This is a genomic window from Vibrio sp. TRT 29B02 (assembly GCF_050113655.1).
Lineage (GTDB): Bacteria > Pseudomonadota > Gammaproteobacteria > Enterobacterales > Vibrionaceae > Vibrio.
This window is the reverse complement of sequence record NZ_JBNJOJ010000024.1, coordinates 19,090-31,393: the sequence shown is the minus strand read 5'-3', so window position 1 is coordinate 31,393 and position 12,304 is coordinate 19,090. Positions and strand designations below refer to the sequence as shown.

Below are 12,304 nucleotides of genomic sequence, written 5' to 3'. Positions count from 1 at the left end.
AAGAGCCAGCATTACAGGTGCTGGCTCTTTGAGTTTTGCTGTCGCTAAAGTTTGATCACCACTCGACCTGTTACTTGACCGTTGGTGATATCTTCAGCGTATTTTGGCGCATCTTGAAGCTCAATCTCTGTACATGCTTGTTCAAAGTAGCTCTCTGGAAGGAGCTCAACCAGTCTCTCCCACGCCGCAATACGTTTTTCGGTTGGGCACATTACCGAGTCAACGCCTTGTAGACGTACGTTACGTAGAATAAACGGCATGACGGTTGTTGGTAGGTCAAAGCCGCCAGCAAGCCCACATGCTGCTACAGCGCCGTTATAATCCATTTGCGCAAGAACTTTCGCTAGCACTTTACTGCCTACGGTATCAACCGCACCCGCCCAAACTTGTTTTTCTAGTGGACGCGCAGGTTCTTCAAACTCCGCTCGATCAATGATTCGGCTAGCGCCAAGTTTCTCTAGTAGTGGACCATTTTGTTCGACACGTCCGGTGACAGCTGTTACTTGATAGCCCAAAGCTGCCAGCAGCGATACGGCAACCGAGCCAACCCCGCCACTCGCACCTGTTACAAGTACTTCACCGGACTCTGGTGTGATACCAGCATCAAGCAGAGCTTGCACACACAACATGCCAGTAAAACCTGCGGTTCCTACCATCATGGCTTTTTTACTGTCGATACCTTTTGGTAGTGGGACTAGCCAGTCTGCTTGTAAACGAGCACGCTGAGCCATGCCACCCCAGTGGTTTTCACCCACACCCCAGCCGGTGAGTACAACTTTGTCACCCGCTTGGTAGCGGTTGTCTTCAGAGCTGACAACGGTTCCCGCCATATCAATACCAGGCACCATTGGAAAATTACGGATAATTTTGCCTTTACCAGTGATAGCCAAACCATCTTTGTAGTTGAGAGATGAGTAATCGACGTCGATTAGGACTTCACCTTGAGGAAGTTGTGATTCATCGATTTGCTCGATGGAAGCAATAGTGCGTTTGTCTTCTTGGTTTAGGATCAGTGCGTTAAACATTTGTCGTCTCCACCACGGGCAGCAATTAAAAAACAGAATTGAGTGTAGACCTAAATAAGGCATGACTAAAATGAAACTTTAGCATTATATCTATGCGTATCACGCATTCTGTCCAATAAGCTGACAGGTTAGTGCTCACGGTTCAGAGCGAAAAATCACTAAAGCCAAATAAAAAAGCCTCTTACTGAAAGCAAGAGGCTGAGTATTGAGGGTATCCTAACTAGGAAAGGAAGAACTTATACGACGGGTTGTCGGTTTCGTCTTTGCATTGATAACCCAATTCACGCAGATGAGCTGAGAATTGAGAGAGATCTGACTCATCCAATTCAAAGCCACACAGTACTCGACCATAGTCAGCACCATGGTTGCGGTAGTTGAACAGGCTAATATTCCAGTGTGTCCCTAAGGTACTTAAAAATTTAAGAAGAGCGCCGGGGTACTCAGGAAACTCAAAACTATAGAGACGTTCTTTCAGTGGTTTAGATGGCTTTCCACCAATCATGTAGCGAATATGCAGTTTTGCCATTTCGTCATCTGACAAATCAACCACTGGGTAACCGCCGTTACGTAGATCATGAATGATATGTTCTAACTCTTCTTGACCACCCTGCAGACGAACACCGACAAAGATATTCGCTAAAGAATCATCATTGTAACGATAGTTAAACTCAGTGACAGCACGGCCACCAATTAAGTTACAAAATTCGAAGAATGCCCCTTGGCGTTCAGGAATCGTGACAGCTAACAGGCCTTCACGTTTTTCACCGAGCTCGCAACGCTCGGAGACGTAACGCAGACCGTGGAAGTTAGTGTTTGCGCCTGATAAAACGGTTCCAAGGTTTTTACCCTTGAGTTCATTCTTTTCTGCAAATTTCTTTAGTCCAGCCAGAGCGAGTGCACCAGAAGGTTCGGCAATCGCACGGGTATCTTCAAAGATATCTTTTACCGCAGAGCAGATTTCATCGCTGGATACCGAGATGTGTCCATCGATGTATTTTTGACAAAGGCGGAATGTCTCTTCTCCGATACGTTTTACGGCTACGCCGTCAGCAAACATACTCACTTGGTCTAAAACGACAGGCTCTCCTGCGTCTAGAGCGGCTTTCAGACAAGAGGAATCTTCAGGTTCAACAGCAATGACTTTTATCTCAGGCATCAGTTGTTTGACTAGAACAGCAACGCCTGCAGCAAGACCACCACCACCAACAGGGACAAAGATGTAATCGAGATGACCATTTTGTTGCAGCATCTCCATGCCAATTGTTCCCTGACCAGCAATGACCAAAGGGTGATCAAACGGAGGAACAAAGGTGTAACCATGCTCAGTAGACAAACGTTCAGCTTCCGCTTTAGCTTCATCAAAGTTGCTGCCATGTAGAACCACATTGCCGCCAAATCCGCGTACCGCTTCTACCTTGATATCCGGTGTCGTTTTAGGCATGACAATGGTAGTCTTTATGCCTAGTTTCGTGCCCGATAGCGCCATGCCTTGTGCATGGTTGCCTGCCGACGCAGCGATCACGCCTGCTGATTTCTGTTCATCGTTCAAACTCGCGACCATATTGTACGCACCTCGCAGTTTGAACGAGTGCACGGGTTGGCGGTCTTCACGTTTAATTTGAACGTTATTGCCAATACGAGCCGAAAGACGGGGCATATCCTGAAGTGGCGTAACGGTCGCCACTTCATAAACTGGAGCTCTTAAGATCTGGCGCAGATAGTCTGCGCCAGTTTGTTGCGTAAGCGTCATAAGCTAGCCCTCTAGCTTAGATTTATCTCGTACCGCACCTTTGTCAGCACTGGTAGCCATACTCGCGTAAGCTTTTAGTGCAAATGATACTTCACGTTGACGATCAGCTGGTTTCCAGCCAAGTTCGTCTTGTTTTGCACGGCGCTCAGCAAGTTCCTGTTCTGAAACCTCAAGAGAGATTGAACGGTTAGGAATATCAATTGCGATCATATCGCCTTCTCTTACCAGACCGATAGCACCACCGTTGGCTGCTTCAGGAGAAGCGTGACCGATAGATAGTCCCGATGTTCCGCCTGAGAATCGACCGTCAGTCAGCAGGGCACACTCTTTACCTAAACCCATCGATTTGAGGTAAGTCGTTGGGTACAACATCTCTTGCATACCAGGGCCACCTTTAGGGCCTTCGTAGCGGATAATGACCACATCACCAGCTTTCACTTTGCCGCCCAGAATACCTTCAACGGCATCTTCTTGGCTTTCAAAAACGACAGCCGGACCGGTAAATTTAAGGATGCTTTCATCCACCCCTGCTGTTTTCACGATACAACCATCGAGAGCGATGTTGCCTGAAAGAACGGCTAAGCCTCCCTCTTGGCTGAAGGCATTCTCTTTCGTGCGGATACAACCTTCTTTGCGGTCATCATCAAGGCGATCCCAACGGCAATCTTGTGAGAATGCTTTGGTCGTACGAATGCCAGCAGGGCCCGCGCGGAAGAATTTTAGAACCTCTTCATCTTCGGTCTGCATGATGTCGTATTTGGCTAACTGCTCTTTCATAGAAAGACCCAGTACGGTATGTGCGTCGCTGTGTAGCAGTCCTGCGCGGTCAAGCTCACCAAGGATAGCCATTACACCACCAGCGCGGTGCACGTCTTCCATGTGGTATTTCTGCGTAGATGGCGCCACTTTACATAGATGCGGTACCTGACGAGATAGGCGGTCGATATCTTCCATATCAAAGTCAACCTCACCTTCTTGTGCAGCAGCCAATAGGTGCAGGATGGTATTGGTTGAACCACCCATTGCGATATCCAATGCCATCGCGTTTTCAAATGCGTCAAACGTTGCAATGTTGCGTGGTAGTGCAGATTCGTCATCTTGCTCGTAGTAACGACGTGTCAGTTCAACAATGCGTCGACCTGCGTTAAGGAATAGCTGCTCACGGTCTGCGTGCGTTGCCAGCATTGAACCGTTACCCGGCTGAGATAAGCCTAGAGCTTCAGTCAGACAGTTCATTGAGTTAGCTGTGAACATACCTGAACATGAACCACAGGTTGGACACGCTGAACGCTCGATCTGTTCGCTTTGTTCGTCAGAAACTTTCGGGTCAGCCCCTTGGATCATGGCATCAACAAGGTCTAGTTTGATGATTTGATCAGAAAGCTTGGTTTTACCCGCTTCCATAGGGCCGCCAGAGACGAAAATTACCGGGATGTTGAGGCGCATTGACGCCATTAGCATCCCCGGCGTGATTTTGTCACAGTTCGAGATACAGACCATGGCATCAGCACAGTGAGCATTGACCATGTATTCTACTGAGTCAGCAATCAGTTCACGTGATGGTAGCGAGTAGAGCATGCCACCGTGACCCATCGCGATGCCATCGTCTACCGCGATCGTATTAAACTCTTTAGCGATACCGCCTGCTTTCTCAATTTCACGAGCGACTAACTGCCCCATGTCTTTCAGGTGAACATGACCTGGTACAAATTGGGTAAATGAGTTCACTACCGCAATGATTGGTTTACCAAAGTCTTCATCTTTAACACCGGTCGCACGCCATAAAGCGCGTGCACCCGCCATATTGCGTCCATGAGTGGTGGTTGCTGATCTATATTTAGGCATCTTACTACTTCCTTATTTTGCCGGTGCGTTCTCTGGGTAAACGTAATCTAGCCAACCCCATTTATCTTCCGTCGTACCGTTGAATAGGCCGAAGTAAGCTTCTTGCAGCTCTTTAGTGATAGGGCCGCGTTTACCGCTACCCACTTCAATTTTGTCGACCGTCGCAACAGGAACGATTTCCGCGGCGGTACCTGTCATGAATACTTCGTCTGCAAGGTACAGTGCTTCACGAGCGATGTTAGCTTCACGCACTTCGTAACCACGATCTCGAGCGATGGTCATAATGGAGTCACGAGTAATGCCTGGTAGGATCGCGCTGGTTGCTGGTGGAGTACAGATAACACCATCTTTAACCACAAAAATGTTTTCACCAGCACCTTCAGATAGGTAACCATCAACGCTGAGTGCGATGCCTTCAGCATATCCGTGGCGACGAGCTTCACCACCAACCAGTAGAGAAGAAAGGTAGTTACCACCAGCTTTTGCTGCGGTTGGAATGGTATTTGGTGCAGCGCGGTTCCAGCTAGAAATCATGGCATCTACACCTTTTTCTAGCGCATCTTCGCCTAGGTAAGAACCCCAAGGAAAGGCAGCAATGATGAGATCCATCTCTGTGCCGACTGGTGGACAAACACCAAGGCCAACGTTACCTACAAAACCGAGTGGACGGATGTAAGCGCTATCCAGTTTGTTTTGACGCAGAGTTTCACGCGTTGCTTCCATGATTTCTTCAATCGTGTATGGAATCGGGAAACGGTATATTTTTGCTGAATCTTTCAGACGCTTCGCATGCTCTAGATGACGGAAGACAATTGGACCATTTGGTGTGTTGTAGCAGCGTACGCCTTCAAATACTGAAGTGCCGTAGTGCATCGCGTGAGTCAAAACGTGTACGTTAGCCTCCGCCCAAGGAACCATCTCACCATTAAACCAAATGTAATCTGCTGTTTTTGTAGCCATTATTGCCTTCCTTATGCACAAATCTTTTGTTGTAAGTTGTTATTTGGTAATTCATCTCGCGCAATTTGCGTGACTTCAACGGTGCGCACGTCCCAAAGCTTCTCGATCTGATTGGTTAGGAACGAGATTGGGCGGTCGCTATCAACGATGATCTCTACGCTGGCGATTCTGCTTTCGTGGTTTTGTGTGCCTGCCACCTGTTTAACAGTGAAGCCACGGTGACGAACAACGCGAAGTACACGTTCTAGCAGAACGGGTTTGTCGTCTGCTTTAATGTCGATTAAGTATCTTTCCATGTTATGTGTTCTCCAGCATGTCATTGTTTGATGCACCTGGTGGTACAAGTGGCCAGACATTTTCTTCCTCATCGATTAAAACATGAAGAAGGTATGACGTGTTACTTTCTAGCATCTCTTTTAGTGCTGGCTCAACTTCTTCTTTCTTGGTGATGGTTTTACCAGGAATATCAAAGGCTTTGGCTAGCATTACAAAATCAGGGTTATCATCTAAGATAGTTTCGCTGTGGCGGCCATCGAAAAACAATGATTGCCATTGGCGCACCATGCCTAAGCGTTGGTTGTTGAGTAGTACGATTTTTACAGGAATTTGGCGACGTTTTAGTGTCCCAAGCTCCTGCACATTCATCATAAACGAACCATCACCCGTAATGAGAATAGACTGATCATCAGGACGAGCTACTGCGGCGCCCATTGCTGCTGGCAAGCCAAAGCCCATGGTGCCAAGTCCTGCTGAAGTGATGAAGTTCTGTGGATCACGAGGCTGAATATGCTGAGCTGCCCACATTTGATGTTGGCCAACATCTGTTGAAACAATCGAGCTATCTGGCATGAGATCAGAAAGTTGTTTGAGCAGTCCCGGTGCATAGATCAGATCACCTGGATGGTCATAGCGCCACTTAAACCCACTGCGCAGACTTTCACTGTGTTTAACCCAAGGCGTAATATCTTGAGTGAGTTCAAGATGAGGAAGAACGGCTGGAATTTCTGCACGAACTGGAGCGTTTGCTTGGCGAAGTTTATGGATTTCAGCTGCGTCGATATCGATATGGATAACTTTGGCATTGGGAGCGAAAGTATCGAGCTTACCTGTCACACGGTCATCGAAACGTGCACCAACAGCAATCAAAAGGTCACATTCCTGAACAACAAGGTTTGCAGCCTTGGTTCCGTGCATACCTAGCATACCTAGGTAATGTGGGTCGTGACGTTCGATAGTGCCTAAGCCTTTCAGCGTACTCACTGATGGCATAGGGTTTAGACGCAAGAATTCGCGCACAGCATTGGTTGCGTGACCTAGTTGTACGCCACCACCAACATAAAGAACAGGACGAGAACTTTGTGAAAGAAGCTCCTGAGCTTTCGCTATTGCTTCTTGGCTGGCAACGGGCATTGCAGGTGGGGTAAATGGTGGTAGTAGCTCAACAGGAGCTTGCCCAAGCTGTACATCTTTAGCGATATCGACAATGACTGGGCCTGGACGGCCTGTTTTCGCTACTTCAAACGCTTCGGCCAATGTGGGGGCGAGGTCATTGATGTCAGTGACGAGATAGCTGTGTTTGGTACAGGATAGTGACATCCCTATGACATCCATTTCCTGAAAGGCATCAGTACCAATGTGCGAACTCGCAACCTGACCAGTAATGGCAACTAGCGGAATAGAGTCCATGAAAGCATCGGCCAAACCTGTCACTAAGTTTGTAGCACCGGGGCCTGAAGTGGCCATGCATACGGCGACACTTTGTGTTGCTCTAGCCATACCAATTGCAGCCATTGCTGCACCTTGTTCATGGCGACAGAGGATATGTTCAACGCCACCATCATATAGTGCGTCATAGATTGGCATAATGGCACCGCCAGGGTAACCAAAAACGGTTTTGATTCCTTGCTGTTGTAGAGCAGCTACGACTAGCTCTGCACCTGTCATCCTCTACCCCCTCGGCTGTCCTTATCTTGATGTTGTGTTTTATTGCACGTCATGTGCGCTCCCATTCTTCCTGCAAGCTCTATTTATGAGCTTTAAATTTATGTCAGCCAAATTTTTCAGCGACTAATTGTAAAAAAACCCCCGGACTTTGCAGTGCGGGGGTTTTTTCTATTCTGTGGTTATCTTTCGCCCACTAGACCCCGCGCGGTGTCAATAATGACCACGATAATCAGGGCAATCAGTGCGTTAGTGCGGGCGTTAAAGTTCATCTTATTTTCTATAGTTATGTGTGCCGAATAGGGCACGAAAATGTTTGCGTCTCTAGTGGTAACATACATATCCGTTAAATGACAAGCAAAAACTCATTCTTTTTTCACATTCTTTCAGCATCTAGCCAAGCTATATAACAACCTTGATAAGAAAATGAACTAACTATCAGGGGGATAAATAATGAGCATCTACAAGATGGATTCACTATGGGATTAGCCATTATTCACAGTCGAGCCTGTGTGGGTGTTGAAGCACCTTCGGTGACAGTCGAAGTACATATTAGTAATGGTATGCCCGGTTTTTGTTTGGTTGGGTTACCCGAAACGACGGTTAAAGAATCACGAGATAGAGTTCGCAGCGCCATTGTTAATTCACGCTTTGAGTTTCCCGCTAAACGAATTACGGTGAATCTTGCTCCTGCCGATCTTCCCAAAGAGGGAGGAAGGTTTGATCTGCCCATTGCGTTGGGTATCTTGGCCGCTTCAGAGCAAATACCTACCGTCGCGTTATCTGAGCGAGAATTTATTGGTGAATTGGCACTGTCAGGTGAACTGAGATACGTCAAAGGTGTTCTACCTGCTGCTTTAGCCGCAAATCGTGTCAAACGTAGCTTAGTTGTACCACATCAAAATGGTGATCAGGCGGCGTTGGTTGGGGCGGAACGGCATAAATCAGCTCACAGTCTACTTGAAGTGTGTGCAGACCTTTCGGGCCAGCAACCCTTGTCTCTTCACCAAAGCGAATACCAGGAGAGTCAGTCGCATTTACAGCGTGACATGCAGGACATTATTGGTCAGCAACAAGGCAAACGCGCCTTGGAAATAGCCGCTGCTGGCAACCACAATTTGCTTTTTCTAGGCCCTCCAGGGACGGGTAAAACGATGTTGGCGTCGAGGCTGTGTGACTTATTACCCGAGATGTCGGATCAAGAAGCGCTAGAAACCGCTTCGATAGCCTCACTGACACAACAAGAGATTAATGTTCATAATTGGAAACAGAGGCCATTTCGCGCTCCACACCATACAAGTTCAATGGCAGCCTTAGTGGGAGGTGGCTCTATTCCGAGACCGGGTGAAATTTCGCTCGCCCACAATGGTTTGTTGTTTCTTGATGAGATGCCAGAATTTGAACGCAAAGTGTTGGATTCTTTGCGGGAACCTCTTGAGTCCGGTGAAATTATTATTTCACGCGCGCAAGGAAAAACGCGATTTCCGGCACGTTTTCAGTTGGTTGGCGCTTTGAACCCTAGTCCTACGGGGTATTACGAGGGCAATTTATCTCGAGTTAACCCACAAGTTATTTTGCGCTATTTGAGTCGTTTGTCAGGGCCTTTACTTGACCGATTCGATATGTCGTTGGAAATCCCTGCCTTACCAAAGGGGACCCTAGCAGAGGGGGGTGACAGAGGAGAATCGACCTCGGTTGTCAAACAGCGAGTGCTGCTAGCGCGTGAAAAAATGCTCTCGCGTGCCAACAAGGTTAATGCTTTACTCACTAGTCGAGAAATCGAGCGTTATTGTCCACTGCAAAAGCAGGATGCGCAGTTTCTAGAGAATGCTTTGCATCGATTGGGTCTATCGATTCGTGCTTATCACCGAATCATTAAAGTTGCTCGTACCATTGCTGATTTAGAAGATTCACCCCAAATAGAGCGTAATCATCTTGCTGAGGCCCTTGGTTATCGTTCTATGGACCGACTGCTGCGACAACTTACCGAACAAGCGGTATAGATTGAATGGAAGCCCACAGAAGGTGTTCAGTGGGCTTTCCGATGCTTAAAACTTGTAGTTAACACCTATGGAGAATATTAACTGTTGTTCTTGGTAAAAGTTGATGTTTGAGTCTTTTTGCCCATAACCCGCAAACGAGATCAGAGACCAATCACGCAAGCCCATTAATTGTTGGTACTCATAGGCCGCAAACAGGCTAAATTCATCATCAGCACGCGTTGTATTGTAAACCGGATGAGAGGCGTCGTAACTGAAGTGCGTGTAGCCAGCTGTGAGAGCAAACTGGTGACGCTCCATTACTTTAAATAGGGATAGTTCGCCTCTCCATGAAGTAAAGGAATAGGCATCCCCTTCAGCATCCGATTTTACCAACGTAATGGAGGGGGCTAAAAATGTACCGGGTTGGATGCGCATCCGATAGTCACCTTTTAGATAGAGTTTGTCTGCATCTCTTTTTAAAAGGTGAGCCGATGATACGTAGCCAGAATCTAGACCTGAACGTTCGTTCTCTACTTCCTGACTGGCATAAGCGGTGTCCAAGCTAAAGCCAGAATTATTAATATTGCTGAATTTTAGACGGAAGGCATTGCCTTTCTCGTCGGTTACGCTTCTTGCTGAACCTGTTTTAAAAGGATCTGACCATGTTTCACCAGACATGATTGTCGGTAGGAAAGAGGCATCTATCACTGTTCCATTTGCCAGCAGTTGCTTATAGCCCAACTCTAACGCTAAGGTACCTACTGCGATATCTTCTCTAGATGTACCCACATATAGCTGTCTATCTAGCTGGCTTCCAAATGTATAGGCGATGCTACCGAGAGGTACAGGGATAAAGCTGCTGTCACTTTCACCTTTTTGGTTGTTGTCATTAATGGTTGCGTTGGCATCGGTATTGAAATTGGATGTTGAAGAAAGGTAACCGGCGCTCAACGAAATTTCACCACTGATACCAGCGGTGTCTGACAACTGGGCCATCGCTGGAGCAGCGCAGAAGCAGAAAATGGCAGTTGAGAGCATGATAGGTTTGGTGCTCATTGTGAGTTCTCCAAAAGTGTAATGCTAAATAAGGTGACATCACCGGAAATAGTGTTGATTAACTACTCTGACCATAGCCAGATTAGTTTCAAACTTTCCAATGGCTTGTATAATTACACGCTGTTTTATTATCCATTAGTAAAACTATATTAAATTTTCTTCAAATCTCATTATTAAGCGTTATGTTGGCACATTTACTTCTTATTCTGAATGTTTCCTTAGTTATCTTAAACTCAGCTTTGTGTTCGGTAGCTATCTGTATTATCGCTGTATTCAAGCTTCTTCTTCCAACTGCGGCGCTGAAAGCGAAAGGCACCCAATTAGCCAATAAAGTGATGTGGCTATGGGCGACGATTAACTCGGCCATTCTGAATGTTTCGAACCAAGTTGAATGGGATGTTCAGGGGGGAGATGAGCTGAAGAAAGACGGTTGGTATTTAATGATCAGTAACCACCTGAGTTGGACTGATATTGTCGTGTTGTGCTGTGTGTTTAAAGATCGCATTCCAATGCCCAAGTTTTTCCTTAAACAACAATTACTCTATGTTCCTTTCATTGGAATGGCTTGCTGGGCGTTGGATATGCCATTTATGCGCCGTTATTCGCGGGAGTATCTGATTCGTCATCCAGAAAAGCGTGGTCAGGATCTCGCAACCACTCGTCGTTCATGTGCCAAATTTAAACACACGCCGACAACAGTGGTGAATTACGTAGAGGGGACTCGTTTTACACCGCAAAAGCAGCGTAAGAGTACAGCTGGCTATGACTATCTGCTCCAACCTAAAACAGGTGGCATTGCCTACACGTTAGCGGCGATGGGCGACCAGTTTGATAATATTATCGATGTCACACTGGCTTACCCTGACAATACAGAAAAGCCATTTAAAGATGCTTTGATGGGAAGAATGCAAAGAATAGTGGTTCGTACTCAGGTTCTGCCTGTTGATGAAAAAGTGCGAGGTGATTACTTTAACGACAAACCGTATAAACGTCAGTTTCAGCAATGGTTGGGAGATGTTTGGAAGGAAAAAGATGCTGTGCTCAAGGAGCTGCATCAGGAAAAGTAATTGCATCATTGGGATCAAAAAGGGAGCCGTATGCTCCCTTTTTTGATCTGTAGCGATTACTTCAGTGTCAGTAGATAGTTGACCAATGCAAAGTATTCATCAAGCGTTTTAATCGATTGAGCCTGTACTAAGTATTTGTTGTTGACCACAACGGCTGGCACACCGGAAAGACCGCTATCTTTGAACTGCTTGTCGAAACGACGAACCATAGAATCCACAGCAAAACCATTGAACGCAGCATCGAACTTGTCTGCATCGACACCTTCATCAAGGAAGATTTGGCGTAATTCCTCATCATTCTTTGGTGCTTTGCGCATGTTATGAATTCGGTCAAACAGCACAGGTGTCATCTTGTCTTCGATCTTTAGCACAATCATGGTGGCGTAAGCCTTGCTCATTGACTCTCCCATGTTGCCGCCCATAGAAGAGACGTGGTTCTTCTGGAACTTAGCATCCTTAGGTAGCTGCGCTTTTAGCTGCTGAATGATAGGCTCAAAGGTATTACAGTGAGGGCAGTAGAACGAGAAAAACTCAGTCACTGTCGGTTTCTTTGAAGCTTCAAGTTCAAGGACTTTATAGTGTTCACCTTGACTAAATTGTGCAGCATGAGCCGATAAGCTCAGCATCATTGTTGCGACGAGTGCAAACAGCTTTTTCATTCTTAACTCCATGTGTAAT

10 protein-coding genes are annotated in these 12,304 nt (G+C 46.7%); 2 read left to right on the top strand and 8 right to left on the bottom strand.

What is annotated here, in order from left to right:
* Window positions 1–44: 44 nt before the first annotated feature.
* The 6 genes from ACQEXT_RS14880 to ilvG all read right to left on the bottom strand — a co-directional run bounded on the left by ACQEXT_RS14880 (window position 45) and on the right by ilvG (window position 7,524).
* Entirely contained in the window at window positions 45–1,025 is a 981-nt protein-coding gene (locus ACQEXT_RS14880; RefSeq protein ID WP_331417326.1) for an MDR family oxidoreductase, read from the bottom strand.
* Between the two features lie 220 nt (window positions 1,026–1,245).
* Window positions 1,246–2,775 carry a threonine ammonia-lyase, biosynthetic gene (ilvA, locus tag ACQEXT_RS14875; RefSeq protein WP_138972845.1) on the bottom strand — a complete coding sequence of 510 codons (1,530 nt, stop codon included), beginning with the start codon at window positions 2,773–2,775 and terminating at the stop codon, window positions 1,246–1,248.
* Window positions 2,776–2,778: 3 nt separating this feature from the next.
* On the bottom strand, window positions 2,779–4,620 hold the full coding sequence (ilvD, locus tag ACQEXT_RS14870) for a dihydroxy-acid dehydratase (RefSeq protein ID WP_138972844.1): 1,842 nt from the start codon (window positions 4,618–4,620) through the stop codon (window positions 2,779–2,781).
* Window positions 4,621–4,632: 12 nt separating this feature from the next.
* Window positions 4,633–5,580: a branched-chain-amino-acid transaminase gene (ilvE, locus tag ACQEXT_RS14865; protein ID WP_426952785.1), complete on the bottom strand. Its 948-nt coding sequence runs from the start codon at window positions 5,578–5,580 to the stop codon at window positions 4,633–4,635.
* 11 nt (window positions 5,581–5,591) lie between these two features.
* A complete protein-coding gene (gene ilvM, locus ACQEXT_RS14860; RefSeq protein WP_138972842.1) occupies window positions 5,592–5,876 on the bottom strand; it encodes an acetolactate synthase 2 small subunit in 285 nt (94 codons plus the stop codon).
* Between the two features lies 1 nt (window position 5,877).
* Window positions 5,878–7,524, bottom strand: coding sequence for an acetolactate synthase 2 catalytic subunit (gene ilvG / locus ACQEXT_RS14855; RefSeq protein WP_426952784.1), 1,647 nt, complete (start codon window positions 7,522–7,524; stop codon window positions 5,878–5,880).
* 476 nt (window positions 7,525–8,000) lie between these two features.
* Here ilvG and ACQEXT_RS14850 point away from each other — a divergent pair, with 476 nt between their 5' ends.
* Window positions 8,001–9,524 carry a YifB family Mg chelatase-like AAA ATPase gene (locus tag ACQEXT_RS14850; protein ID WP_426952783.1) on the top strand — a complete coding sequence of 508 codons (1,524 nt, stop codon included), beginning with the start codon at window positions 8,001–8,003 and terminating at the stop codon, window positions 9,522–9,524.
* Between the two features lie 45 nt (window positions 9,525–9,569).
* On the opposite strand, the gene ACQEXT_RS14845 is transcribed toward ACQEXT_RS14850, so the two are convergent.
* The gene (locus ACQEXT_RS14845; protein WP_426952782.1) at window positions 9,570–10,559 is read right to left on the bottom strand and encodes a DUF2860 domain-containing protein; all 990 of its coding nucleotides are present in this window, start codon (window positions 10,557–10,559) and stop codon (window positions 9,570–9,572) included.
* A gap of 182 nt (window positions 10,560–10,741) precedes the next feature.
* Between ACQEXT_RS14845 and ACQEXT_RS14840 the strand changes: the two genes are divergently transcribed.
* The gene (locus ACQEXT_RS14840) at window positions 10,742–11,626 is read left to right on the top strand and encodes an acyltransferase (RefSeq protein ID WP_138972838.1); all 885 of its coding nucleotides are present in this window, start codon (window positions 10,742–10,744) and stop codon (window positions 11,624–11,626) included.
* Between the two features lie 56 nt (window positions 11,627–11,682).
* Here ACQEXT_RS14840 and ACQEXT_RS14835 read toward each other — a convergent pair whose 3' ends face one another.
* Window positions 11,683–12,285 carry a thiol:disulfide interchange protein DsbA/DsbL gene (locus tag ACQEXT_RS14835; RefSeq protein ID WP_426952780.1) on the bottom strand — a complete coding sequence of 201 codons (603 nt, stop codon included), beginning with the start codon at window positions 12,283–12,285 and terminating at the stop codon, window positions 11,683–11,685.
* Between the last annotated feature and the right edge of the window lie 19 nt (window positions 12,286–12,304).